This window comes from Mesorhizobium sp. WSM4840, from assembly GCF_055811755.1.
Genome location: NZ_JBVVQD010000003.1, coordinates 332,524 through 359,489, shown reverse-complemented (window position 1 = coordinate 359,489; position 26,966 = coordinate 332,524). Strand labels below are relative to the sequence as shown.

General features: G+C 52.9%; 22 protein-coding genes and 1 pseudogene. 22 read left to right on the top strand and 1 reads right to left on the bottom strand.

Annotated elements, in window-relative coordinates; genetic code table 11:
* Positions 1–278: 278 nt before the first annotated feature.
* From nusG to AC0L3I_RS07240, 17 genes and pseudogenes are all read left to right on the top strand, one after another.
* Positions 279–881 carry a transcription termination/antitermination protein NusG gene (nusG, locus tag AC0L3I_RS07320; protein ID WP_473526455.1) on the top strand — a complete coding sequence of 201 codons (603 nt, stop codon included), beginning with the start codon at positions 279–281 and terminating at the stop codon, positions 879–881.
* Between the two features lie 255 nt (positions 882–1,136).
* A complete protein-coding gene (locus AC0L3I_RS07315; protein WP_473526454.1) occupies positions 1,137–2,414 on the top strand; it encodes a sugar transferase in 1,278 nt (425 codons plus the stop codon).
* 163 nt (positions 2,415–2,577) lie between these two features.
* A complete protein-coding gene (gene gmd / locus AC0L3I_RS07310; RefSeq protein WP_473526453.1) occupies positions 2,578–3,672 on the top strand; it encodes a GDP-mannose 4,6-dehydratase in 1,095 nt (364 codons plus the stop codon).
* A gap of 20 nt (positions 3,673–3,692) precedes the next feature.
* Positions 3,693–4,484: a glycosyltransferase family 2 protein gene (locus AC0L3I_RS07305; RefSeq protein ID WP_473526452.1), complete on the top strand. Its 792-nt coding sequence runs from the start codon at positions 3,693–3,695 to the stop codon at positions 4,482–4,484.
* A 189-nt stretch (positions 4,485–4,673) separates the two neighbouring features.
* Complete coding sequence (locus tag AC0L3I_RS07300) at positions 4,674–5,975, top strand: oligosaccharide flippase family protein (RefSeq protein WP_473526451.1); 1,302 nt, start codon at positions 4,674–4,676, stop codon at positions 5,973–5,975.
* A gap of 142 nt (positions 5,976–6,117) precedes the next feature.
* Positions 6,118–7,023, top strand: coding sequence for an alpha-1,2-fucosyltransferase (locus AC0L3I_RS07295; RefSeq protein WP_473526450.1), 906 nt, complete (start codon positions 6,118–6,120; stop codon positions 7,021–7,023).
* A gap of 33 nt (positions 7,024–7,056) precedes the next feature.
* The gene (locus AC0L3I_RS07290; RefSeq protein WP_473526449.1) at positions 7,057–8,112 is read left to right on the top strand and encodes a CgeB family protein; all 1,056 of its coding nucleotides are present in this window, start codon (positions 7,057–7,059) and stop codon (positions 8,110–8,112) included.
* Between the two features lie 146 nt (positions 8,113–8,258).
* The gene (locus AC0L3I_RS07285; protein WP_473526514.1) at positions 8,259–9,035 is read left to right on the top strand and encodes an FkbM family methyltransferase; all 777 of its coding nucleotides are present in this window, start codon (positions 8,259–8,261) and stop codon (positions 9,033–9,035) included.
* A gap of 47 nt (positions 9,036–9,082) precedes the next feature.
* On the top strand, positions 9,083–10,639 hold the full coding sequence (locus AC0L3I_RS07280; protein WP_473526448.1) for an O-antigen polymerase: 1,557 nt from the start codon (positions 9,083–9,085) through the stop codon (positions 10,637–10,639).
* 158 nt (positions 10,640–10,797) lie between these two features.
* On the top strand, positions 10,798–11,790 hold the full coding sequence (locus AC0L3I_RS07275; protein ID WP_473526447.1) for a glycosyltransferase family 4 protein: 993 nt from the start codon (positions 10,798–10,800) through the stop codon (positions 11,788–11,790).
* Positions 11,791–12,287: 497 nt separating this feature from the next.
* Positions 12,288–13,001, top strand: a complete 714-nt coding sequence (locus AC0L3I_RS07270) for a glycosyltransferase family 4 protein (protein ID WP_473526446.1) — start codon at positions 12,288–12,290, stop codon at positions 12,999–13,001.
* 2 nt (positions 13,002–13,003) lie between these two features.
* Positions 13,004–13,699 (top strand): class I SAM-dependent methyltransferase, encoded by a 696-nt coding sequence (locus tag AC0L3I_RS07265; RefSeq protein ID WP_473526445.1) that lies wholly within the window; start codon positions 13,004–13,006, stop codon positions 13,697–13,699.
* Positions 13,700–13,787: 88 nt separating this feature from the next.
* Positions 13,788–14,663: a class I SAM-dependent methyltransferase gene (locus tag AC0L3I_RS07260; protein ID WP_473526444.1), complete on the top strand. Its 876-nt coding sequence runs from the start codon at positions 13,788–13,790 to the stop codon at positions 14,661–14,663.
* Positions 14,644–15,558 (top strand): glycosyltransferase family 2 protein, encoded by a 915-nt coding sequence (locus tag AC0L3I_RS07255; protein ID WP_473526443.1) that lies wholly within the window; start codon positions 14,644–14,646, stop codon positions 15,556–15,558. The genes AC0L3I_RS07260 and AC0L3I_RS07255 overlap by 20 nt, the downstream gene beginning before the upstream one ends.
* A 75-nt stretch (positions 15,559–15,633) precedes the next feature.
* Positions 15,634–16,251, top strand: a complete 618-nt coding sequence (locus AC0L3I_RS07250) for a hypothetical protein (RefSeq protein WP_473526442.1) — start codon at positions 15,634–15,636, stop codon at positions 16,249–16,251.
* Positions 16,252–16,342: 91 nt separating this feature from the next.
* On the top strand, positions 16,343–17,692 hold the full coding sequence (locus AC0L3I_RS07245; protein WP_473526441.1) for a nucleotide sugar dehydrogenase: 1,350 nt from the start codon (positions 16,343–16,345) through the stop codon (positions 17,690–17,692).
* A 170-nt stretch (positions 17,693–17,862) separates the two neighbouring features.
* A pseudogene (locus tag AC0L3I_RS07240) lies at positions 17,863–18,142 on the top strand (IS5/IS1182 family transposase); the annotation flags it as partial.
* A 199-nt stretch (positions 18,143–18,341) separates the two neighbouring features.
* Here the strand turns inward: AC0L3I_RS07240 and AC0L3I_RS07235 are convergent.
* Positions 18,342–20,774: a hypothetical protein gene (locus AC0L3I_RS07235; protein WP_473526440.1), complete on the bottom strand. Its 2,433-nt coding sequence runs from the start codon at positions 20,772–20,774 to the stop codon at positions 18,342–18,344.
* Between the two features lie 348 nt (positions 20,775–21,122).
* Between AC0L3I_RS07235 and AC0L3I_RS07230 the strand changes: the two genes are divergently transcribed.
* The 5 genes from AC0L3I_RS07230 to AC0L3I_RS07210 all read left to right on the top strand — a co-directional run bounded on the left by AC0L3I_RS07230 (position 21,123) and on the right by AC0L3I_RS07210 (position 26,938).
* Positions 21,123–23,363, top strand: coding sequence for a mannose-1-phosphate guanylyltransferase/mannose-6-phosphate isomerase (locus AC0L3I_RS07230; RefSeq protein WP_473526439.1), 2,241 nt, complete (start codon positions 21,123–21,125; stop codon positions 23,361–23,363).
* Positions 23,364–23,620: 257 nt separating this feature from the next.
* Complete coding sequence (locus AC0L3I_RS07225; protein ID WP_473526438.1) at positions 23,621–24,067, top strand: hypothetical protein; 447 nt, start codon at positions 23,621–23,623, stop codon at positions 24,065–24,067.
* Between the two features lie 229 nt (positions 24,068–24,296).
* On the top strand, positions 24,297–24,947 hold the full coding sequence (locus AC0L3I_RS07220) for a hypothetical protein (protein ID WP_473526437.1): 651 nt from the start codon (positions 24,297–24,299) through the stop codon (positions 24,945–24,947).
* Between the two features lie 393 nt (positions 24,948–25,340).
* A complete protein-coding gene (locus AC0L3I_RS07215; protein WP_473526436.1) occupies positions 25,341–26,150 on the top strand; it encodes a tyrosine-protein phosphatase in 810 nt (269 codons plus the stop codon).
* A gap of 47 nt (positions 26,151–26,197) precedes the next feature.
* A complete protein-coding gene (locus AC0L3I_RS07210; RefSeq protein WP_473526435.1) occupies positions 26,198–26,938 on the top strand; it encodes a polysaccharide biosynthesis/export family protein in 741 nt (246 codons plus the stop codon).
* Positions 26,939–26,966 lie beyond the last annotated feature (28 nt).

Genomic DNA, 26,966 nt, shown 5'->3' with positions numbered 1-26,966 from the left:
GCCAAGCGGTCGGTAACGCTTTGCTAACGATAACCGTCACACTATGTTCAAATCGACCGATTAAGGACCAGAAGAGCCAGCGGTTCGTCGCGAGTCAGCGTAACCAGGCAGCTACATATCGACGCAATTGCTCGATACCGCTGCTGGATAGCTAAACAATAAAACGGCGCGATGACTATTAGGTGCAGCTAAAGTAGTGGACAATTAGCAGGATTCGACCAACCGCATCGATTCTCGCGACATGGTTGCTTGCTGGTGTCTTCACGCTGTCGTAACCCATGCCGTCAACCATGCCGAGAACCGCCGAGAGGGGACGTGTGACCAGCCCGGAAAAATCAACTGTTAAGGCGACTGTAGCGTTGCAGCGGCCCGCAACCGGCACCGCAGCACGCTGGTATGCCGCCAGCGTATTTCCGGGAAAAGAAGACGTCGCCGAACGGCATCTCCGGATACAGGGGTTTCACCCGTTTACGCCTCGCTGCGAGAAGACCATTCGTCATGCCCGGCGCATCGAGACGCGACCGGCGGCCTATTTTCCAGGTTACATGTTCATCGCCCTCGATGTCGCGCTGCAGCGGTGGCGCTCGGTCAATGGAACGTTTGGTGTGCGCTCCCTCATCATGCAGGGCGAACGGCCATTGCCGGTCCCGTCGGGGCTGGTGGAGCGGTTCATAGCCCTGACTGACAGGGATGGCCTGCTTGATTTCAGCGGAGGCCTCGCTGCGGGCGCTTCGGTTCGGATTCTTTCAGGTCCTTTCGCGGAGATGATCGGCCGCCTTGACCGGCTCGATCCCGCCGGAAGGGCCCGGGTCCTGGTTGCCATCATGAATGGCGAGATCCCTGTCGACATGGATTCAAGGGAGCTCGTCGCGATCGCATAATTGACGCTCGGTTATGCGATGCAAGTGCTGCAATGTCGGCTCTCGGGTTTCACCCGGGAGTGCGGTAGCCGTTGTTGAAACCGAAGCATACCGGTAGAACGAAAGCGAATCTTGCCGCAGCAGCTGCAGTGTTCGCTATGCTTCGTAAGGTTGCCTTGCGCGCGAATGACGCAGAGCCTGACAATTTCTGTATTTTTGCATGGAATGCCAATGTTCTTAGCCTGTTTTCGGTAATTTATCAGAGGGCACTTAGGATTGAATGCTCCCATCATAAAGCCGCGAAATCAACGGCACCTGTTGCACCGCATCAGGTTTCAACTTCTTGGCGGACTGGCTTTTGCAATTCTGACTCCTGCGCTGGTCAGGATGGTAATTGATCCAAATATATTTTCCTATTCCAACATTCAGATCACAATTTTCGCCGGCGTCGTAGCACATACTTTGGGATATTTTTTCTTTCGTCGGATAGGCAATTTGCCAGGCGTCGCGGCTGCCGGTTATATTATGCCCACATTTGCCCTGTGCTACGGATTCGTCTACTTGGCAATTTTCTTGTTTCGTATCGACTACAGCGCGTTCCAGGCGGCCGGCAGCTTGACACTGTCAATTCTCTGGTATTTCGGCCTGAGCATCTTGAGCCGGCGCCTGGATCCCTACAGCCTCGCCGTGATTCCAGGCGGGGCTGTCAGTCGCCTTGAAAAGATTAGCGGCGTGAATTGGCATTGGCTTGCCTCGCCTACTATCATCATTGACCGGGTAAATGGCGTCGTTGCCGATCTTCGTTCCGATCTTTCGGATGAATGGGAGCGGTACATTGCCGATCGCGCGCTCTCGGGAACACCCGTCTATCATGTCAAACAGATCAGTGAGTCGCTCACGGGTCGAGTAGAAATAGAGCATCTTTCCGAAAATACGTTGGGATCTCTGAATCCAAACCAGGCTTATTTAAAGATCAAACAGGCGGCTGACTGGATTGCGGCACTAGTTATTCTGGTGGGTTTTTCACCATTGCTCTTGTTCGTAGCGGCAGCGATAAAATTTGACTCGGCTGGTCCGGCCTTATTCAAGCAAAAAAGAATGGGGTACAGAGGAAAGATCTACGAGGTTTACAAATTTCGGACGATGAAACTCGGCGCCGCGGTTGTCGATGAAAAGGAAGAGGCCATCACAAAGGCCGGCGATGCGCGCATTACACGCCTTGGGCAGTTCCTGAGAAAATCCAGGATCGATGAATTGCCGCAAGCCTTCAACATCCTGCGCGGCGAAATGAGCTGGATCGGACCGCGCCCGGAAGCACTCGTACTCTCTAAGTGGTATGAGGCCGAGCTGCCATTCTATCGATACCGGCACATCGTTCGGCCTGGCATTACGGGGTGGGCGCAAGTCAATCAGGGCCACGTTGCGGCCGTGGACGATGTTCTGGAAAAACTTCACTACGACTTCTACTACATCAAGAATTTCTCCCCTTGGCTCGACGTGCTGATTGTGTTTCGTACCATCCGAACCATGCTGACAGGTTTTGGCGCGCGTTGACAACGCGGCAAAGATCGGTAGCCGGTGTAGCCTAGCCGCCGCGCTCGAATCACAACGTTGGGATAGCCACCAGCTTTTTGAAATGGGAATTGTAATGTCTAATGTCTAAAGCCACGCTGATTAGCGTTGAGAAATATCGTCGTATCGACCTCGGAGAAGCACTATGACTAGGAAGACCGCCCTCATTACCGGCATCACCGGCCAGGATGGCGCCTATCTGGCGGAACTTCTCTTGGCAAAGGGCTATGATGTCCATGGCATCAAGCGGCGTTCCTCGTCGTTCAACACCGGTCGCATCGATAATCTCTACCAGGATCCGCATGAGAAGGACGTAAGGCTGTCGCTGCATTACGGCGACATGACCGACGCCACCAACCTGATCCGTATCGTCCAGGAGGTGCAGCCGGACGAGATCTACAATCTCGCCGCACAATCGCATGTCCAGGTTAGCTTCGAGACCGCGGAATACACCGCGAACGCCGACGCGATCGGCACATTGCGTCTCCTCGAAGCCATCCGGCTGCTTGGCCTGACGAAAAAGACGCGTTTTTATCAGGCGTCGACTTCCGAGCTCTACGGCAAGGTGCAGGAGATCCCGCAACGGGAGACGACGCCTTTCTATCCTCGGTCGCCATATGCGGCGGCAAAGATTTACGCCTACTGGATCACCGTGAATTACCGCGAAGCTTACGATATCCATGCGTCCAACGGCATCCTGTTCAATCACGAAAGCCCAATGCGCGGCGAGACGTTCGTCACCCGCAAGATCACGCGCGCGGCGGCTGCAATCAGGCTCGGCCTTCAGGGCAAGCTCTACCTCGGCAATCTGTCGGCTGAACGGGATTGGGGCCATGCCCGCGATTACGTCGAAGGCATGTGGAGAATCCTTCAGCATGAAGTGCCGGACGACTACGTCCTTGCAACCGGCGTAAAGAATTCGGTCCGCCGCTTTGTCGAGCTTGCATTCAGCGAGGTCGGGATCGAGATCGAGTGGGTTGGTTCCGGTATTGACGAAAAAGGCGTCGATGCAAAATCAGGCGCTGTCCTGATCGAGGTGGATCCGCGCTATTTCAGGCCGACCGAAGTTGAGCTGCTGATCGGCGATCCTTCGAAAGCGGAGCGCGTTCTCGGGTGGAAGGCAACAACCTCGCTCGATGCGATGGTCCAGGAAATGGTTCAGTCCGACCTTGAAACGGTAAGACGGGAATCCGAACACCGGCGCCTGGATGAGGATCGCATTCGCGTTGCGGCACAGTAAGCGCCGTTGGGCCGGTCGACGTGAAAATCTCGGTCTTGACCGTCTGTTGGAACTCCGCGGCGACGATCCGGCATACGATCGATAGCTTCCTGGCCCAGGACCATCAGGACAAGGAACTGGTGATCGTCGACGGCAATTCGTCCGACGAGACGTTGTCAATTGTCCGGTCTTACCCACCGGACCGGATCCGGCTGATCAGCGAGCCCGACAGCGGAATGTATGATGCACTCAACAAGGGGCTGCGTCTCTATACCGGAGACGCGCTAGGCGTGCTGAATTCGGACGATTGCTTTCACGATCGCTCAGTGCTGGGACGGATATCGGCAGGGCTCGAGACAGCCGACATCGTGCATGGTGACCTGGATTTTGTCGAAGACCATCTGGGCAAGCGGGTCGTACGCCGTTGGCGTGCTGCGGCCCGACCCGCCAAGGGCTTTCGGACCGGATGGATGCCGGCCCATCCAACGTTCTACGTCAAGCGGAAGGTTGCCGACGCCGTCGGTGCATTCGATCTCAGCCTCAAAGTGGCATCGGATTATGATTGGATGTTGAGAGCTGTTGAACTCCACGGATTCGAGACCGCTGCAACCAGCCACGTGTTGGTGGACATGATGGTTGGCGGGGCCAGCACAAGGAGCTTGCGTTCGCACATCGGGCACAACCTCGAAGCGCTACGGTCTCGACGCCGTTGGCTTGGGTCCGGCCTCATAGATTACGCATTAGTCGCGAAACCTGCCCGGAAGATCGGCCAATTTTTGACGAAACAACGCGGCCAGCCAAAGGCCCAAGCCAGAACAAGCCCTCGTATTTGAGGCCAGGCAACTCGCCGCGGGTGGGAAACGCAGGCTGGTGCACCATGTGCGGAGCGCTTCTGTCGCGCAGAGTTTGATATTCTTCAGCGATTGGTCGGCCGAAAATGTTGGGCTTCCCAAAACCGAGTTGCCGACATTCCGAACCCATTTTACTGCCGAAAAGGTTAACTTCGACATGGTGTTTTTGACGTGCAAATAGCACAATTGTTTCGAAGGGGCGCGGACAGCCGCATCGTCTCAGGCCTTCTCTGGATTACAGGTGGACAGGCACTTGTTGCACTTACGGGATTGGCCGGCCTTCGCATCTTGACGGAACTCGCACCGCCATCTGTATTTGGTGAGGCCAATTTGTTAATGAGCCTTATGACTCTCGGAATGCAAATCATAATGGCTCCCATTACGAATACCCAGCTTCGATTTCACTCGCGATATGATCTAGAAGGTAGATCGGAATGGTTCACGGCCCAGATTCTAACAAGATCTCTGATCGCCGGCATCCTTGTTTCGGCGGTTGCAGCATTGACCATAGTTTTATGGAAATATATCAATAACTTGCCTCAAAGATATCTTTTGCTGATGGCGGTTACTGCCTGGGCGCCGATCTATGTTGTTCGAAATGTTCTCTTGAATCGAGCTTCATCTGAAAGAAAGCAGAGCCTGCAGGCTACTTGGCTCTGCACTGAGGCGATGATGATGTTAATATTTACTGCGTTACTTTTGTCGCACACGAAAGCCGTCGAATACTATTTGATTGGGCAGATTTTAGGCGTGGCTTTGTCGATATTGGTAGTAGCCTCTATATATCCTGCGGTTAGAAAGCTGAGGCTTGCCGGGGCATCGAAATCAGAGCGCTTGCAGATGAGCTCTGAAATCATGAGCTATGGACTACCTTTTGCACCGATTGCCGTTATGGCCTGGTTTAGCAGTCTGTCAGATCGATATATGTTGGGAGCAATCGCTGGTACCGCCGCCGTTGGCCAGTACGCTGCTGCTTTTGCCATATCAAGTCGACTGTCTCTCCTCGTTGGCGCGATTTTCGCGGCAGTCTTCAGGCCAGCACTTTTTGAAGCTGAGAACATGGGAGACAGCGCCAGGGCCAATCGGCTGTTTCAGTATTGGATGGCAGCGGTTGCGTTCAGTTTTCTGGCAATCGGGATAGTCGCTATATTTGTCGCCAGGCCTCTTTCGGACTCATTGTTGGCCGCGGAGTATCGACCGCATGCCGTCTCTGTAATACTTTGGACCATACTCGGATACGCGGCCTACTCTGTAACACAAGTTATGGAGAATCGAATTTTTTCTTTTGGAATTTCCAAAAAAATTGTTTTTCCAACTTTTCTCGGCGGTTTAGCGAACGTTGTCTTTTGCCTCTATGCGATCCCCATAGAAGGAGTTGAAGGGGCTGCGAAGGCAAGTGCCGCTAGCTTTTTCGTACAACTTCTCTCGACGTATCTTATTCTCAGAGAAGTGAAGTTGAAGAGGCGCATCTAAAAACTCGATCACGTTGGGATCGGCGGCAACGAAGATGACGGATGTCTCTATTGGCATCATGCGCACAGCACGCACCACTGTTAGTTGACCCGCTTGGGTTCATTCGTTAGATCGAACTAGCCTTAGTGAAGAGGAAGTGCGAGTGCTTGGTCAGATTCGGAATAAAAAAATCATTGTGCGGATGCTTGGAGGATTAGGCAATCAATTATTCTGTTATGCAGCCGCCCGGAGATTAGCGCTCGTCAATGATGCTGAGCTCGTTATCGATGATGAGACAGGCTTTTCGCGGGATTTCGTGTATCGGCGCAGATACGCTCTTGATGTTTTTTCTTTCAGAGCGCGCAAGGCTACCAACGCCGAGAAACTAAAACCGTTCGATCGGGTGCGCCGTCAGTTGTTGAGATACGGGTCCAGCAAAAGAGAGTTTGCTCGCAGACCATATCTCGTTGAAGAACTGAATGATTTTGATCGGCGGCTTCTTGACAGGCAAGTTCTTGGCACCTTGTATATGGAAGGCTATTGGCAAAGCGAGTTATACTTCAAAGATGTAGCGGAGAAAATTCGAGAAGACCTCGTTATCAAGCCGCCATCAGATCAGTTAAACGTCGGAATGAGCGAATCGATCCAAAAGTCGAGTTCCGTCGGCGTACATTTACGTTGGTTCGACAAAGACGGTAGCGTAGGCGAAAATAACGTCGCCAATGACTACTATAGAAACGCAATTTCAGCCGTTCAGTCCATCATACCAGATCCGCACTTCTTTGTATTCTCTGACGATCCCGTGGCGGCCACAAGGCGATTAGATATACTGCCACAGGATACGACGTTTATAGGCCACAATACCACCGACGGTATGGCTTTTGCCGACTTATGGCTTATGAGCCAGTGCAAGCACAACATTATCGCTAACAGTACTTTCAGTTGGTGGGCGGCGTGGCTGGGAGAAAGATCGGACAAGATTATTATCGCTCCCAATCCGGCGAAAATGGCTCGAGCATCTGCCTGGGCCACAGAAGGACTTCTACCCAACCGATGGCTTCAGATTTGAAGCCTCGCAGTCGTTCATGGGAAGGTGGTGGTGATGCGGCTCCTAGCAATTGGTCCTATGAAATTTGGGTCCACGACTGTGGACCGCATTCAGGCTCTTTCCGAAATGGGGTTCGAGATAGTTCCATTTGACGTAGGACCCTATCGAGAGTTTGGAGTAAAGTTGGAAAGGTCAATAGCGTGGAGATTTAATACTGGGCGCGCAGTAAGGAAGTTTAATGAAGATCTAATAGAATTCTCCAGAAAAACGATCTATGATCTTGTGTGGGTGGATAAAGGAGTATGGCTCCACCTTGAGACACTCGATCATATAAAAAAGAGAGCACAGCTCAAGGTAGCCATACATTACACACCGGACGCGCAGTTTGTATCGAATAGATCAAGGCACTTTATTGATTGTATTCCGACGTATGACTTGATGGTGACCACGAAGCCGTTTGAGAGTGAGTTGTATAAGCTCGCGGGGGCAAGAAATGTTCTTCTAGTGCTTCAGGGTTATGGCAGTAGGTTTGGGATTGTGGAGCGTTTTGAGGGAGCTCAAAAATTGGCATCAGATTTGTGCTTCGTTGGTCACTGCCAACGGCACTACGCGAAGAGGTTGAAAGTCGTTGCTGCGCTTGGATTTGATTTGAAGGTATGGGGCGCTAGGTGGACGCGTTACCAAAGACTGCACCCTTGGGCGCGAAAGGTCGTACAGTCGGATGGCCTCTGGGGGGACGAATACGCTCAGGCTTTAGCATCGGCCAAGATTGGTATAGGCCTTCTTAGTAAGTATATTCCTGAGACAACTACGACGCGCACATTTGAGATACCGGCGGCGGGAACGTTTATGCTTGCAGAGCGGACCGAAGATCATTTGTCCCTTTTTGAGGAAGGTAAGGAGGCGGAGTTTTTCAGCTCGGATGCGGAACTGCGGGACAAAATCGGGCACTACCTCCGAAACGATGCGGAAAGGGCAAAGGTCGCTTCTGCCGGACGACGCCGCTCGCTAATAAGTGGCTACAGTGGACATGATCAGATGGCGAAAATAGTTAGTGAACTGAGGAGGCTTGGGTTGACCAGGGGGGCGAATGCCGCCCCGGTGCTGTGATCCACTTGGAAACAGGGAGTACTTTCGATGAGGTCATGGCAATGGGCGATCTAATTTCGCAGCGGCATCCCGCCCTTAAGGTCGCGAGAATCTTGCGAGGGCTTCGGTTCCTGAGGGGAGTTCCAGGCTGGAGGTACTTTGTGGCAATGCTAAGTCCACCAACCTTAGAGGGCGAGTTCTGTGTAATTAACGACGGTGTAGGCTTTTGTGGTTTTCTAGAATCTCATATCGATCGAGAGATGTATCTGTTTGGTGGGTATGAAAGTGAACATATCGCAGTATTTTTGAGTAAGATGGAGAGGCAAAATAGGCGTACTGTTATTGATGTGGGTGCCAACGTCGGGACGCATAGCATAGCGTTCTCGAGACATTTTGAACAAGTCCACGCGTTTGAACCGAATTCTGGGCTGTGGGGACGATTTGAAAAGAATATTAAAGTAAACAGCTTCTCGAACACGTTTCTTCACAAGGTTGGGTTGGGGTCAGTCGATGGGAATCTACCATTCTACAATGTCGGCGGCAACAACCTAGGACTAGGGACATTTTCCGACAGAGATCAATATGACGAGCCAATCGCAAGAGCTGGTACGGCCGAAATTGTTGAGGGCGATTCCTACCTTCAATCGAGGGGCATCGAAAGGGTCGATGCCGTTAAGATTGACGTTCAGGGATTTGAACCGCTTGTGCTACGCGGCCTGCGTAAGACGCTCTCAAGGTGGCGCCCAATCGTCTGGCTGGAAATCGGCCAGGCCACTACGAGTGAAGTTCCTTCACGTGGCGACTTGGAGGCATTGTTTCCATTTGGGATTACAACTCTCCTAATGGTCGATGAACGTCGTTTCATGCGTCGTAAAGTTCGGCTGCGGCAGGTTGACGCCGAGCACCTAAGCCCTGGCAATTATCTAGTAATACCCAAGAATTGACAACTACTGGAGCAAACCCGGGACCGGTCGTGGCAGGAGAACGTAAGATGGTTGTCCGTACCGAGCGTTGGCACCAGACAGGTCAGTTTCCTGGCCGTCAGAAGAAGTCGTCCAGCGGCGTGATGAAATCCGGCGAGTTGGCGCTTCTCTCGCTCTTTGCGCTCTCCGCCTTCATGTCATACGTAGGCCTTGACGGCCCGTGGTTGGTCTATTTCAATATCCTGAATTCGGCAGTATATGGGGGAGTTCTTCTCTGGTACGCTTTTGCTATGACCAAGAGAAATAGGCTGTCGATCTGGACGGCGGCATTTTGGTTCAGAGTGTCAGCGGGAGTATATTATGGACTTGGTTGCGTATACCCCTATATTGCTGGAGAGGATACACTGCGGGTTATTATGAGGGTAAATGTATTTGACGACCACGATCTATCCAAATTAATTTTGATAAATTATGTGTCGACAATTGCCATAATCTTAGGGATTAGCTTTGTTTTTAAGGACCGTCCTCCTCGGTCCCATGGGAGTGAAAGGGCCGGGTTTAATGTTTACTCGGAGCGCTCTGCTTTTTGGTTCGGTGTGGGATTTCTCACAATTGGCGCCTGTGCTAGATACGCTATATATATACCGGGGCAGTTTGGGTATTTTGATACAGTTGTTACTGGATTTGCGGTTACCGTGAGTAAGTCCATGTACCCTGGAATCTATTTGCTAGTAAGAGCTGGATTGCGAAGAAAGGGTTTGCCGTTAGTATTTATCCTGTCGTTTGTGTGTCTTGAGTTAATGGTATCTGTTGCAACATTTTCTAAGACGGAAGTGTTCCTATTGTTTATATTTGTCTTTATGGCAGTCATTAATCAGGGGGCAGGAGTTAGGGCGCACATCGCGCTAATTTCGGTGGCCATACTTGCATTCTCTATACTTCAGCCGTTCGTCCTTTATGGTCGCGCGGAGGTCGAGGAAAGATTCCAAGGCAAAGCAAATCTGTCGGACCGACTTGATATAACGCGTGACTATTGGTCCGGAAGCGCTTCAGCAGTCTCAGGTGGCCAAGTGCGGGATAGTATGTTGAGACTGAGTTATGTTAACGTGTCGTCGCTGGTAGTCGGTTGGAAAGACCAGGGTCGGTCTGGGGATACCTTAAAATATGCGCTCGCGATATTTATCCCGCGTATGCTTTGGCCGGATAAACCGATCATCAGCTCAATTGGAACTGAACTTTATAATCGTGCCCGGGGGCACGACGGATCGTCAATTTCCGCGGGGCTATTCGCCGAGGCTTATTGGAACTTCGGATGGTGGGGAATACCGATCCTGTTGGTGCCAGCAGGTTTTATAATGGGGTGGTTCTCTAAATTCTCCATGTCGGCCATGGCTTCGGGAAACTGGTTGTACATGCCGGTGGTTCTGCTCGGCGTTCAAATGGGGCTACGGACAGATGGTGGATTGGTGGGGGACGTGCTCGGTGCTGGATGGATGGCGTTTATAATCGCGGTTTCCCTTAGAGTCGGTGCATTATTCCTGCGCAAATTTACGGGCCTTCGCCTGGATATCGCTGACGAGCCAGTTCCGGCAGTTGGTCGTAGACGAGGCTATTCTGCGTCGTGAGTTGTGAATTCCCTGATGCCTCAATGCCTGTGCCACTGGACGGCGAATCCATATACCCGGTTGCGAGCCTACGATAGCTGGTTAGAACCAGCGGCTGCTTTTCAGACAATCTGTCTCTCTTTCAGCGCGTCAACCGACGTGAAGTTATGAATGGTGCTATGCAAATTTCGTTGTTTTTTAGGCGCCCTAGGCCGGGCAATTTCAGCATTGAACGTGTATATCAAGACATAGCAGAAAATCTTCCGCAGCAAATGCGGGTAAAGAGGTTTGAGAACCGATACTTCTCCAATGGGTTCATACCGCGCTTTCTTGATGCTTGGTCTGCTCGTCGTCACCAAAGCGATGTAAATCACGTAACGGGCGACGTTCACTTTTTGACGTTCTTCCTTGATCCGAAACGCACGGTCTTGACAATTCATGATTGCAGAAACCTTGAGAACAAGGCTGGCCTAAGATGGTTCTTCCTCTGGCTGCTGTGGTACCGCATCCCGATATGGAGAAGTCGCTTTGTAGTATCGATCTCGAATGAGGCGCAGAGAGTTCTCCTCCGTAACGTCTCGTGTCCGGACAGAAAACTGAGGATAATTAACAATCCGGTATCCGAGGAGTTCTACTTCGTAAACAAAGAGTTCAATCAGAAGTTGCCCCGGATTCTCGTTGTGGGGACCGGGGAAAATAAGAACATCGCCCGCTATGCAGATGCTTTGAGAGGGATAGATTGTGAACTATCCCTCATTGGCGGTCTGTCAGAATCACAGAACGAATCGCTGGCCAAGAATGGCATAAGGTACTTTTCCCGGGCAAATTTATTACGAGAAGAATTGGCCTCTGAGTACAGAGCGGCTGACCTGTTGCTGTTTGCTTCCACATACGAAGGCTTTGGAATGCCTATAATTGAAGCTCAAGCTGTCGGGTTGCCTGTGATTACCAGTAGTATTTCCGCAATGCCAGAGATTGCTGGGAGGGGAGCGTGCTTGGTGAACCCTTTTGACGTTGAAAGTATACGTAGTGGAGTAATTAAAGTAATGTTTGATCACGTGTATCGTAGCCAGATAGTTGTCGCTGGCTTAGAAAATGTCCAACGTTTCCGTTTGCGCACCATCGCTGGATTATATGCGTCGCTGTACAACGAAGTGTATTCGGAACGTTAGAAGAGCCCCAACGCAACTCGCTCACAATTATGACGAAAATGAACATACTCCATGTTTGCCCCACGTTCTTTCCCGCGACGCATTGGGGTGGGCCTATATATTCCACTCAGGCCCTTTGTCATCATGTCTCCGGGCTTTCAAACGTAAGACTTAGAGTGCTAACCACCGATGCGGCTGGACCGCGGATTCGAGATCGTTTGAAGTTGATGGCGAATCCAACAGAATATTCCAATGGGTACGAGGTGTATTATTGTAGGAGGATTTATAAAGTTTCGGTTTCTATCGAGCTTCTTATTAAACTAAGCCGAATGATTAAGTGGTCGACGGTGGTTCACCTTACAGGAGTTTATTCATTCACGACAATGCCCACGCTAATACTATGTCGTTTGTACGGGAAGCCAGTGCTATGGTCAGGAAGAGGCGCGCTGAAAGCAGCGCACGATTGGCAGGGTTTTGGAAAAAGCAGAGCAAAGAGACTTTGGGAAGCCGTATGTAATATGCTGCGACCTGTCAACACGATGGCACATGTCACATCAGAGGCGGAAAACAATGCTACACTTGCGCGAATGCCTGGCTTAGCAACTGTTGTGATACCAAACGGCATCGACATGCCAGCCATAAAGCCCTCCAGGGGTTGGAAGCCTGAGGGAGTTCTCCGCGCTTCCTTTGTTGGGCGAATTGACCGGATCAAAGCCATTGAAAATCTCATCAAAGCCGTCAGCGTTTGCACTCCAAGGGTTGAGTTGAAGATTTATGGCACGGGGGATGCGCACTACGTTCGGGGCTTAAGAAGGCTGGCAGAGGAGCTTAAGGTCACGGATTCCGTGTCCTTTTGCGGGCATGTGAACGACGAAGATAAAGAAGCGGCTTTTCGCACGACTGATGTGTGTATCGTGCCGTCCCATTCCGAAAACTTTTCAATGGTGGTCGTTGAGGCCCTTTCACGCGGCGTTCCCGTCATAGTTAGTAAGGGAGCGCCGTGGGCGTCCGTTGAAGTTGAGAGATGCGGACTTTGGGTTGACAACTCTCCCGATTCGTTAGCCGGAGCAATAAACCGCATGGATGCAGTCGACTTGCAGGAAATGGGTGAAAGAGGACGGGCTTGGATGGAGCGGTCCTTCGACTGGGAAACCATTTCGCGCTCGTTCTATCGGTGCTATCGTGAACTAGCAAAATCAGGCAGTCGCAACGATCAAGATATGGACAATTGAGAATGAAAGCAACAATCTATGATTTTCTTAGAATGAGGACAAGTCCGGCTGTCCGGCGTCGCTTGAAGAGGCAAAGATGGTTTAATAGCGTTCTGGAAAAAGTATTTGGGAATACAGCGTACTCGAGATCTTATTACCAGTCTGTGGAAGATCTTGAGCTTGCAAGTGTGCCTGTAATAGCCGCTTGGGTTAGGAGTGAGCTTGCCCCGCAGAACGTCCTAGATGTGGGATGCGGACCTGGCCATTTCATTGACGCTCTCGTTAAGGAGGGCATCAATGTGCTTGGCGTAGACATTTCAGCGGCGGCTATGGAGGCCGTCCGGCGCAAGAACTTGCCGTTCATGCAGCACGACCTTACGAATGAATCCCCGCTTCCTTTAATTGATGGCAGGAAGTGGGATTTAGTTACTTCATTCGAGGTTGCAGAACACCTAAGGCCGGAGTTTGCTGACAATTACCTAGACAAGCTTTGCGCCGTAGCAGATCGAGTCATGCTTACCGCTGCTGAACCAGACGCAAATGGTGGTCCCGGGTTGTATCACTATAATGAGCAAAAAAATGACTATTGGATCCAGAAAATGGCTCAGCGAGGATTTGAATATTCGGCGGCCAGCGTTCTGGCCCGTGTTGAGTTCGAAAAAAATAGCGTAATTTCCTACTTGGCCAAGCCGATGGTCTTCGACCGAAAACGGACTTGATCATTCTCAGATGGAAAAGCTAAAATTGAGGTCAAGTTCGTCGTCACAGCCTGTATCGTTTCTCGCAAAAGTGCGGGAATGGTTTGGAATGTTCCAGCTGCTTCGAGCAAGTGCCAAGTCGCTTCGGCCTGAAAAGTTCTCACCATTGATCGATGAAGTGGCTGGATGGGTTGAGACATGGCGACGGCATCAAATTTCAAATGAAAAAAAAGAAGTTAACGTTTTAGAAATTGGATTTGGGGCGAAGCCAAGAAGGGCTCTAGCGCTCCAGGCCTTGGGCCACAAGGTCACAGCAGTTGACCTTGATTGGCCCGTTAGGACTTATAGAGACCTTCCAAACGTTCTAAGGACAAATGGTGTCGAACGATTTGTCAAAAGCTTATTCCGTCATGTGTGTTTTGATAGAGATGAAAACGAAGTATTTTTGAAGCGCCTAAGGCAAATAGATCCAAGTTATCAAGTTGATTATGGTGCTTTGTATGTGGGAGACGCCTCCTCAGAAGAGTTTTGGCAAGATCGCCCTGGGCCATATGATTTGATAGTCTCTATCGACGTTTTTGAGCATATACCTTTGGAGGATCTCGACAAGCTGACGTGGTATATGAAGCAAAACCTTGCACCAACCGGAATCGCAATTATAACGCCTAACGTCTTTACCGGCATCTGTGGGGGGCACGATCTAGAGTGGAGGCCGGACAAAGCAAGTTTGGAGTTTAGCTGGAAATATGCGCCTTGGGGCCATCTGCGTGGACTGGGAGCCGAGGTGAATACCTACTTAAACAAAGCGAGGAGAAAGGACTACGTTAGTATTTTTTCGAGATATTTCGAAGTTGTCGAGGATACAGCCGTGCGTGGGAGGCTTGGTGAGCGATGGTTATCAGACGACCTTCGGCTCGAGCTAGAACAATACGGCGACTACGAACTTTTTTCGAATAACGTTAAGTTTGTTCTGGTTCATCGCTAAGATGATTAAGCAAGAATTAACTGTCGTTATTTTAACTTACAATGAGGAGAAGCACATTGCGAGGTGCTTAGAGAGCGTTTCTGCAATAGCATCAAAAGTAGTGGTCGTTGATAGCGGATCGACTGATTCGACCAAGGCGATAGCACTTAAGCTAGGTGCAACCGTATATACAAATGAATGGAGAAATTATTCGGATCAGTTTAATTGGGCGCTAGACAACACCGGTCCACACACCCAATGGATACTCCGACTCGACGCTGACGAGATCGTCTCGAAGGAGCTCGCTAAGAGCTTAGAAGCAGTGCTTAATGGCGAGGTCGCGGAGCTTGGATTTACAATTACCAGGAGAATATATTTTCTTGGAAAATGGATACGTTGGGGCGGAATTTATCCGGCGCGAATGCTCCGACTGTGGAGGTCTGGCTTCGGCCGATGCGAGAGTCGCTGGATGGATGAGCACATCCTCGTTGATGGTTTGGTCGGGCACATTGCCGGTGATCTCTATGATAAGAATTTGAACAACATAGGGTGGTGGACAGCCAAGCACAACTCGTATGCCAGTCGTGAGGCCTTGGATCTCCTTCTGTCCGAGCACGGCTCGGATCATGAATTAGACCGTGGTTTTAATAAGCAGGCGAAGGCAAAAAGGTGGTTGAAGGTCGGAGTATATTCTCGACTACCCCTAGGTTGGAGATCAATGGCCTATTTCCTTTTCAGATACTTCGTGCTGTTAGGATTTCTGGACGGACCGAGAGGATTTGCTTTTCACTTTCTGCAAGGCTTTTGGTACAGGTTCTTAGTTGACATGAAAATTGGCGAGGTCCGACTTAGGATGGCCCGTGATAGGATTTCTTTCGAAGAGGCAGTCGCAATCTCGCTGGATATTAAGTTGTGATAGGGATCTGCAAATGGCTAGCCTATGGTCAAGTGAAGGTGCCGGAAAACAGAAATTGGTTGGGGGACATATAGTGTGAGAAGGGTTCTGAAGGCGATTGTTCCCGATGAAATTGTGCAAGTGCGGAGAACGTTATTAGAAGCAGTTCGGTGGCGTCGCCGTTCTTTCGCGCCTCCAAGCCCTCACTATATTAAACGAACACTTCTTGGGAGGTATTCAAAGCCTGATGTCACTTGGATCGAGACCGGAACCTATTTGGGAGACACCAGCGCTTTTCTTGCGCGCGTTTCGAGCCGGGTTTTCACAATTGAACCTGACGGCGAACTTTACCGCCGGGCGGTCAAGCGTTTTGCTGCCAACAAAAAGATCTCTGTCATCGGAGAGCCCTCAGAAGAGGCCCTGCCTAGGTTGTTGCCGCAAATTCAGGGCGAAGTGTGTTTTTGGTTGGACGGGCACTATTCGGGGCTGAAGACATTTGAAGGCAGTGTTCACACACCAATAAAGGCAGAGTTGGCTGCAATTGAGCTTCATATTGACAGGTTTAAGAAGGTCACGATTTTGATCGATGATGTCCGGCTATTTGCAGATCAATCTGAGGACTATCCACCCTTGGATTACATAGTGGACTGGGCGCGGCGGCTTGGTTTGGCTTGGTCGATCGAACATGACATTTTTCTGGCAAAAAGTGATTGACGGTCGACGGGACAAGAGGTGTGAGAATGAACGACGGTAGTCGGTTGCCAGTTAATGTATTCGGCGCAGTTGGAAGAAAGCGAAGCAACTCATGGATGAACGGCTTATGGAACTTGTCGCGCCGACCTTGTTAGACCTAATAGAATCAAGAAAGGCAACTGTCGGAATCATTGGACTTGGATATGTCGGCTTACCCCTTGCTGTGGCGTGCGGATGGGCGGCTTTTCCGACCATCGGCTTCGACATAGATGAACTTAAAGTTGCCAAGCTGAATTCTGGGCAATCTTATATCGACAGTGTAAACGTGGATGATTTGCGGAAACTTCTCGCAGGGGGGAAGTTTAGAGCAAGCTCAAATTTCGAGGAACTAAAAAATTGTGACGTGGTAGTGATTTGCGTGCCGACCCCCTTGTCGCGCCACCGCGAGCCAGATTTGCAATTCGTAGTAATGACGGCCGAAACAATTTCCGAGCACTTACGTCGCGGTCAGCTTGTCGTTCTCGAATCAACGACGTATCCCGGTACGACAGAAGAAGTGATTAAGCCTATTCTGGAGCGGGGAGGATTGCGAAGCGGCAAGGAGTTTTTTCTGGGGTTTTCTCCGGAAAGGGAAGATCCTGGTAACAAAACATTTGGAACCAAGACAATACCAAAAGTGGTATCTGGAGATGGCCGGGTATCCTCGACCGTGATTGAAGCATTTTATAGTTGTGTTGTTGAGACTGTGATTGTTGTGTCGTCGCCAAAAGTATCGGAGGCCGTTAAGATTACAGAGAACGTATTCCGTTCTGTTAACATCGCCCTCGTGAATGAGCTGAAGGTGATCTACGATGCGATGGGTATAGATATTTGGGAGGTGATTGATGCGGCGGCCACGAAGCCTTTTGGTTATATGCCCTTCTATCCCGGCCCTGGTCTTGGAGGGCATTGCATTCCGATAGATCCCTTTTACCTGACATGGAAGTCTAGGGAATATGGGCTTACAACTCGGTTCATTGAGCTTGCCGGGGAGATAAACGTTTCGATGCCGCGGTATGTTGTTGGAAGGCTTGAAGCGGCGTTAGACTATACGCAAAAGGCATCGCTTGGGTCAGCGAGCATTCTCATTCTCGGACTTGCATATAAAAGGAATGTTTCGGACATCCGTGAAAGCCCATCATTTGCGCTTATGGAGCTGCTGGAGCGGCGAAGTTCAAGGATTGACTACCATGATCCGTTTGTTGCAAAGATACCGGAGACGCGTGAGCACGCTCATTTTGCAGGACGAGCATCGATAGAACTTACTCCTGAGATATGCCAAAGTTATAACGCAATTGTTATTGTGACTGATCACGATAACGTAGACTATCAGATGATTGCGGATAATTCGAGGCTGATTATAGACACCCGCAATGTGTTTTCCCGCAAGGGAATAGCCAGCAGTATTATAGTTAAGTCCTAACCTGTTATGATGTGGCACCCACTAGCAGGCTGTTGAAAGAAAGTTCTCCCCGCATGGCTGCGGTGGTGATTCATTTGCTCCAACGAGCTTCGGAGGTGCAGGTGCACGGCGGTTACGATCGGACCGGCGAACTGTTCAGCTAAGTGGATCTTGAGGTGCGGATGCGGCGACCTACAGAGGACCGTTCGATGTTCTCGAAGAACCGTGAGCGGCTGCTGGAGGGCGACATCGCCATAAGTTTCTGATCGCAGTGGCGGCCCAGCCCAAGCAGCTGCTGTCCACGGATCACTTCTCGGTCGACGGCACGGACCAGGGAATAACTCGGGTGAGCCGCCGACCGAGGGCGGCGACGGGCGCAACGCGGAGGCAGGCTTCCACGGCCAGAAGCGGTCGAACGAGACGCATGAGAACCACCGCGGCCTGCTGATCGATGCCAGTCTGACCGTCTCCGCCGCTTGACCGACCTGATCACACCTAAACCGCGGCGTCGAGATCGCCCGCGGCAGGTCGGCGCGGCTCAATCATGTGCAGTGCAGCCACTCGTTCGGCATGTCCCATCTGTCCTTCGGCCAGCCGTTGGTCGCGAGAGATCGAGGCGGGTTGACCAACTTTGTCTCACCTGCAGATTAGATTACGCGCTTCTAAGCATTCAGATGTTAGCTGGCGGCCGTTTGATCCAAAGGGAGTAATCCTTGTAAGCGATTGAGCGGAGCGCTTTGCCACTCATCGTAATCGTACGCGCCGAGGTGTCCAGGGCTACAACAACCGATTGCGCCCCGGAAAATACGCAATCTCGGCGCGGCTCAAGCGAGCAATCACCAACCTGAATGGCTTCCGCAACGCCGTTGTCGAAAACTCTCGCCGCATTTCCGACATCCGTGAGGTCAGCGCTTGACGTCAGGCTGGCCGCGAAAAGTCGGGTCTTTGAAACAAAGATGCGGCCGTTTATGAACTCAAAATTGCCAATCGATTTCGAGAAGACGACAAACTGGCCACCGCCCGCCCGGAGGTTATTTTGCAACTCTGCAACAATCGTAGCCACGGCCATTTCCCCGCCGTTCGTTGGCCCGTTAAAGGCCCGTATGAAGAATGTCGAGCCGGTATCTATATCAAAGATAACATCGCCAGGCATGTAACCGAGAAGCATGGCGTCGTGCCAATTGATTGTGGGGGTGACAAGTGTTAGTAATGTTCCAGACAAATCAATTGATGTGAAGTAAGTTTTATGCATAGAAGAATAAAGCCGAGGCTTATCTATGACATTGTGATCAACATCGGTTTTCCAGCCAAGCCTATATTGACAGTCTGGAACATTGAAATTTCGTGTGATGCATACATTGCTTTCGTCCGTCATGCGAGCGATTAGGAGTGCCCCTGTGTCTGTATCGAAAACCTTGTAGCGAATTCTTTGGGCGTGCGGCTGAAGGCGATCATTGGTTACGATCCCGCCAGCAAGAGCATTACGGGCGTGTGCTATATAGCGGGAGACTGTACTTGAGCGTTTGCTAGGTCGATTCGAGATAGTTTCGAAATGTACATTCGCGGGCTGAAAAGTCAGTACACCGTCGTAACCGTTGAAGTCGACGTCCTGAAACGTGATATCGGCCAATGTAGTTCCCTCGCAAAACCATGCCGGCCGGCCATAGGTCGCAAACCAATCCAGTTTCCAACTGCCACCTTCTATCCTTATGGGCGAAGTGTCTGAGCCGCTGCGGCCGACGTCCCCGAACCGCCAAACGTTTTCGCCGTAGAATTGTTGTAGCTTCAAGGTGCCGGTCACGGCACCCAGATCGATATCGAGCAACTGGGCTACTTCACCAACGGACATATCGGTCACAACGCCGCCGAGGCGCCCATTTTGCGCGCCGTGTTTCCTGGTCGTGAGGATAGTATGAACGCGATAAATCTGCATGCCATCAATATGCAGATTTCGGCACTGCGAGTTACCGACCGACAAGGCGTAGGCGCAATGTTCGATCCGGCATCTTTGGAATGTCGGAAAATCACAATTGTTATTTGAGGCGGAGGGATTATTGATGTAACCGGAGTTGAAGCCGGTGATTTCCACGTCCACAAAATTAGGATTTGATGATCCGGCTTTTTTATATGCGCCTGTCACTCCCGTCCATACTGGGTAGTCGGTATTTGGATAGAACGTGCTGGGCCTCTCGCCCGTAAAGGCGTCACCAGTAATACCAGCATATGGCGCGTGGCGATCATCGCCACCAAGAGCATTCCACAACGATACGTCGGTTTTGTCGCCCGTGAGATCGTTCATCGCCGAGAACAGCATTCCAATTAGGGTAAATCCCTGAAGGGTTACATTCCGAATCCCTTGAAAATTGATGGCTTGCTGAGTGATAGGGCCAACATGTATCAGCGCGGAGCCCTGTTTCTGATCTTGGCCGCGATAGTTTCGACCAGCGCCTGTCAAACCGCAGCCGTGAGTTCGGTCACCGTAGCCAAGGTGAAGGGTTCCATAATATTCCAGGATTTCACTTCGAAGGTTGGCTGTGGCCTTCGCAGCGCCATATATTATCGCATCCACCATAGCCTGCAAGGCAGCACAATTTGCCAGTTGCTCTGACACGGTACATCCGGTGCCGTGAATGGCTCCGAACTGGTCTGGGTAATATTTTGATTCCGCAATGATCCAGTAACCGCCATTCATCGCGTCGATCGTCCCATCAGGCATGAATCGATCTAAGGACCTAAAACAGCCTACAGGGGGGAAAACGCGAAGGTTGGCTAGGCTCTCACGTCGATAAAGCGCGCCACCGACGAGCGTTCTTGGTCTTGTGTAAGAAGGTGATAGAAACCGAGTCTCGATCACTTTGACTCCTTGCGCAATTTCCGCCGCTGAAGCGTTTGACTTTGAGTCATACATCGACACATTGTGGGCCATTCTGGATGGCCCCTTCGCTCCATTGATTTCGATATTGTCGGTGCCATCCTCACGAGCTAAATGCTCCGATGCGTTAGCGTTTGCCGTTGGCAGTGCCGGTGCGATCACTAAACTTGCAGTCCCCGCAGAGAAGGTTGAGAGCGCGCCACGGCGCGTAATTTTGGCATTGCCAGCCATATGGAACCTCCGAACGATTCGACTCTGGCCACTAAGGGAAATATCCGACGATGGCCAGAAAAAGACCAACGCAAGATCGAGGCTCGTACGTATAGGAAGCTTCGCCGGATTCGAGGCTGAGGTCTATCAAATGCCAATACGGATAGCCGTATTCGAATTTTTGGCGACGCCCTGGTGGTACTTGCCTTACGCGGACGCACCGACCGGGCAGCAAGACTTGTCGAGAATAGCGTCCTGTGTGGAAAGCCTGCGAAGGCGGGGTTCAATCCACAAGCATTGCTCTCTCCGAGCTCGTAATTCATTACTCTGCCGACGCCTACAACCGAACTCCCCAATCAAGGAATGCTCATGACCGAGCGGATCGTCAGTTTTGTTATGAGTGGTGGTATCGGCTCACGGCTGTGGCCGCTGTCGCGCGAGGACAATCCCAAGCAGTTCCATGATTTTTCCGGCGATGGCTCGATGTTGGTCAAGACCTTGCGCCGGCTGACGGCGCGGCCGAAGGGCGAAACGCCGGTCTTCCTGATTGCATCGGAGCGGCACGCCGACCGCGTCCACGCCGATCTCGCCGGCCTCGACCTTTCCGGCGGCGGCCCGTTGTTCGAACCGACCGGCCGCAATACTGCCGCCGCCGTTGCCTTGGCGACGCTGCGCACCTTGTCCGAGTTTGGCGACAGCCTGGTGCTGGTGGTGCCGTCCGATCATGAGATCACGACCGCACGGCAATTCTGGCAGAGCGTGGAAAACGGCACCGGCGCGGCGCGTGCGGGCCGGCTGGTGGTGTTCGGCATCAAGCCTGGCCAGCCGGAGACCGGCTACGGCTATATCGAGGTCGCCGACGAGAAGGATGGCATCTACGATGTCTCGCGTTTCGTCGAGAAACCAGACCTCGCAACCGCGCAGAGCTATTTGGCGGCCGGCAATTTCTACTGGAACACCGGCATCTTCCTGTTTCGCGCCAGCGCCATGCGCGACGCCTTCACGGCTTTCGAGCCCGAGATCTGGAAGGCCACCGAACTCGCCTATCAGGCGGCGACGTCAGATCTTTCCGGTCTCTACATGCCTCTGGAACTCTACGCCGCCATTCCCTCGACGTCGATCGACTATGCGATCATGGAGCGCGCCAGCCACATCGCCATGGTGCCGGCCGGCTTCCGCTGGAACGATCTCGGTTCATGGCAATCACTGCTCGATGTCGGTCCGTCCGACAATGACGGCAACGTCATCGTCGGCGATGTCGTCGCCATCGACTGCGAGAACTCCTACATCCGCAGCGACAGTCGCTTGCTCTCTGCCATAGGCTTGAGGGACGTTGCCATCGTCTCGACCGCCGATGCCACCTTCGTCGCCCCGGTCAGCCGCAGCCAGAACGTCAAGAAGATCGTCGAGCAGCTCGAAAAGAGCGGCCGGCTGGAAACCAGGTTCACGCCCGCCGACGACCGTGTGATCGAAAGCGGCGCCTGGCGGCGCCGTGTTCATCACTGGCTGTTCGAAGAGACGGTGCCGCTGTGGTCCACGGTCGGGGTCGATGAGCGCCACGGCGGCTTCCACGAGGTACTCGGTTTTGACGCCACACCGCTGAAGAAGCCCAAGCGCATGCGCACCATGGCCAGGCAAGTCTACGCCTTCGCTGTCGCCAAGGCGCGCGGCTGGGATGGGCCTGCCGACCGGTTGATCAGCCACGGCCTCGAATTCATGAACAGGAACGGCCGCACCGACAATGGCGGCTGGGTGCGCACGCTCAATGTCGACGGCACGGTCGCCGACGCAGCCGAGGATGCCTACGATCATTCTTGCGTGCTCCTGGCGCTGGCGCATGCCCATATGGTCGGCAATCCTGATGCATTGCGGCTTGCCGAAGAAACCTTTTCGTTTCTCGACGCGCATCTCGAGGATCACCGCATGACCGGCTTTCTCGAAACGTCGAGCGGCGTGGGCGAACGCCGTTCTAACCCGCATATGCATCTGCTCGAGGCTTTTCTGGCCTGGCATCAAGCGACGGGCGAGCTCGCCTATCTTCGCCGCGCCGCGCGCATCGTCGATCTGTTTCGCAGCCATTTCTTCGATCCGGAAAGCTGGACGCTGGGCGAATATTTCGATGCCGAGTGGAGGCCGGCGGAGGGCGAGAAAGGTACATGGACGGAACCCGGCCACCATTTCGAATGGGCCTCGCTGTTGGTCGACTTCACCGGGCGCAGCGGCCAGAGTGACCTGACCGGCTTTGCCAGAAAGCTCTATGCCTCGGCCATCGCCAATGGCCTCAATCGCGCCACCGGCCTCGCCTATGGCGCTGTCTCGCGACAAGGCCTGCCACTCGACCTTGTCTCGCGCAGTTGGCCGCAGGCCGAAGCAATCAAGGCGGCGATTGCACTGGATGGTTCAGGCGGTCCCGATCTCAAGCCCGAGATCGAAGCGCGTGTCGGTCGCCTGTTCCGTTGGCACATCAATCCGGCACCACTCGGCCTGTGGATAGACCGGATCGACGAGCGGGGCCGCTCGCTGGCGACCGATGTGCCGGCAAGTATCTTCTACCATCTGGTCTGTGCGCTGACCCAATATCTCGACAGCACCGTCGGCGAGCCTCGGTAGAGCGCCCCGTTTGGACACGCAAAGACGCTCTAACATTTTGGCTCTGCGCATGACCCTTTCTGGAAAACCGATTCCGATTTCCGGGCGGTAGGGCGGTAAGGCGGAATAGAAAATCTCTTGATTGAAATAGGCCAGCGTTTTCGTGCCAAACATCGACCAGGCGACGGCGCGGTCGTGCGGATGTTCCGCTAGAGGAAATAGAGGCGCGTGTTTGGACGCGGCGGGAGTGAGAATTTTTGTCGTCCAAGAAGATAAGCTTGCTGGCACTCGTTGCCTTGGCGTTTGCGGTTGGCTTCTTGGCCATCATCGTGAAAAAAGGGACGCCTGTTCGTCCGCCAAAGCCGCAAGCGGCACTTGAGCCGTTTGACGGCAAGCTTTTCATCCAGGCAATCGATGATCTTCGCGTCGCCGGCCGCAAGATTGTGTTGTGCGGCGTGGCGTTTACCAAACCGCAATCCATGCGTGCCATGGTAACGGAGGCGGCGCGCCGGGACTACCAAGGGGTTGCCCTGACCTGCAAGCCGATCGGCAAGGGGACGCCTTGCGACGGCAATGTCGCCTCAAAGTTTGGTGATGCCATCGTTGTGCAATGCCTCACGTCCGATGGCACGGATTTGGCCGCGAAACTTGCCGAGAATGGCATCTTGTGCGGACAGCCCGCGCAGGCGGGTTCGACCTACAAATCTTGCTTATCGGGTTCGTAGCTCACGGCTTCGCCAACGGCCCTCGCGTCCGTCATTCCCTCGAATCGCGTGTCATAAAACGAAAGGCAGGATGAGCGATAACGTCAGACAGAGTCGATCATAATCCCTGTGCGAAGCACGGCGCGACGGCGGCCATCAAAGGCCACGAAATAGACTTTCTTTTCCGACAATTTCCAGAGGGGCCGGCAGCGAAAATGCTAAGTTCAAAGCTGTCAGGTGAGTGTGTCCAATGAAACACAGCGGAAGCCAAAAAGTCATCTCGCAAATGCGAAGCAGGTTGGAATCAAAGCAAAAAGCTGTTACGCGCTTGGTCAATACCTTGGTGTCCGGGCGGGGCCGAGGTGCGGCGGGACAAAAAGGATCGAAACGAATGAACGTTATAGTTAAAAGTGCGTTGGCCGGATTTGTCGCCTCGATCGGTTTCGGCCCGGTTTCGTCTTTCGCTCAGGAAACGCCATGCACTTGTACGACCCCTTACCAGGGAGCGGCGAATTCGATTGGTTCCATCGGGCACGCCAATGGCGACGTCATGGTTTCGCAGGCCGCCGGCTATGGCCCGGCCAAGGCGGGAAATGCTCTGGATTTCGGCAGCCGCATAGTGGTCGGAGCCAGGGGATCGGCTTCCGTCAATGTCGGTGGCTGCAACCTGGATGTGCCGGCAAATTCAAGCCTCGACATTTCCCGTGTCGAGAACAATATTTGCCTGAAGGTCGTGGGCTCCGAGCAGTCGGCTGCCGTTGGTGTGAGCCCTGAGCATACGGGGCAGATTGCCCCGGGCGGCGCCCGGTCCAACACCCCGCTCTTTATTTTTGGGGGCATGGGTCTTGGCGCCGGTGTCCTTGCTGCAACGCAGGATGACGGCGACGGCGTCAGCCCTTAAGCGCAGTTTAAGACAATACCGGCAGAGGCATGTGACTGCCTCTGCCGTATTGTATTGCCGGTGCCTCTGTGCCTTGGCCTTGGCGCGCTGGAGTCGGAATATTGATGGAATTCGTTAATCATTCCGCTCTATTACTTGAGTTGAAGCTGAATGCGCTTCGTCTTGGGCGGTTCGTCTCGTCCGACTCCACCGGGTGGCGCTGTGACAGGTGGCGCGGCAACGCTGATCATTAGCTTGCAAGATGACGATAGCGCTGTCAGCGAATAGCTTGAATCCGGCATCTACCGCATTGCGTGGACTTGGCAAATGCGTCATTCGCTATCGCGCGGGTGGTGCACTTGCCTGTTTTTCGGGAGAAATCGTCACGTTGCTTCAATGCGGCCACAAACGTCAATGATCGACCTGCATTCCCATATCTTGCCCGGTCTTGATGACGGCTCGCCCAGTCTTGCTGAATCGTTGGCAATGGCGCGGCTGGCGGTGGCAGATGGAACGACCCATATGGCATGTACGCCGCATATCGTGCCAGGCATGTACGAAAACGGATCGGCAAATATTGCCCGTGCGGTTCAAGCGTTGGAGCAGGCGCTACATCGCGCCGCAATACCGCTCGCTCTTTACGTCGGCGCCGACGTGCATATAACGCCGGATCTTCCGGAGCAATTGGCGCTGGGTAGCGTGCCGACCTTGAACATGTCGCGTTATTTTCTATTCGAACCGCCGCATCACGTTCTGCCGCCAAGACTGGAAGATCTGGCTCTGCGCCTCATAAACGCCGGGTTCATTCCGATTCTTACCCATCCTGAGCGGCTGACCTGGATCAAGACAAATTACGATGTTGTCGAGAGGTTGAATGCAATCGGCTGCCTTGTTCAGCTTACGGCAGACTCGATTGTTGGTGCCTTTGGACGTACGGCGCTTTACTATTCTGAAAAGCTGATTGACGAAGGCAGGGTGGATATTATCGCATCGGACACCCATGGTGCCACCCGCCGGCGTCCTGGGCTTACGCAGGCCGTCGCCGCGGCGGCGAAGCGATGTGGGGAAGACGAGGCCCGCAACATGGTGTTGAAACGTCCAAGCGAAATATTAGCGAACCGGACTCTCGAGCCGGTCGGAAAGGCAGGCCCGAAAAAGCCAAGCCCCGGCAACGTCGGTCGCTTCGCAGGATTGGGTCGCTTGTTGAAGGGTGGGACCGCGTAATGGGCGTTTTTCATTTCGCAAAAAGCTATACCGGCACGATATGTGTCTTGCTCGCTTCGCTCACGATGTCCGCCTGCACGAGCACCTCGTCAACGACATCGTCTTCGCCGACTTCGGTCGATGCGCTGCAACTGACGTCATCGTCGGCGCCGCTCTCGGGCGGCGGTGCCCTGCAGGTCGTAAAGGAACTGCCTGCGCCGCAGAACACCCAGAACGGCAACGAGCAGCCTTTGTCGCCGAACGATGTGCTCGAGGTGAATGTGTTCCAGGTCGACAATCTGAACAGAACCGTTCAAGTCGACGCCGGCGGGCAAATTTCGCTTCCACTTATCGGGACCGTCACCGCGGCAGGGAAGACCGTCCGTCAGCTTGAGCAGGAAATCGAAACGGCCTACGGCGCCAACTATCTGCAGTCGCCCGATGTGTCGGTCTACATCAAGGAATCGATCGGACAGCGCGTTACCGTCGACGGCGAAGTCACCAGGGCCGGCATCTTTCCGGTGTCGAGCAATTCCTCCCTCATCGACGCGGTCGCCCTTGCCGGAGGGTTCAATGCCGTTGGAGACGCAAAAAAGGTGTTTGTTTACCGCAATATCGGCCCAAACACATTGGTCGCAAATTATGATGTGGAGCAGATTCGCGCCGGCAAGAGCCGCAATCCACGCATCTATGGTGGCGACAAGATTGTCGTCTTCGCCTCGAAATCGAAAATTGCGATGAACAATCTCAAGGACGCTCTCGGAGTTGCATCAAGCGCAGCGAGACTTGCCGTAGTCCCGGGATTGTAAATCACGGCCAGTCAGAATTACGCACAGA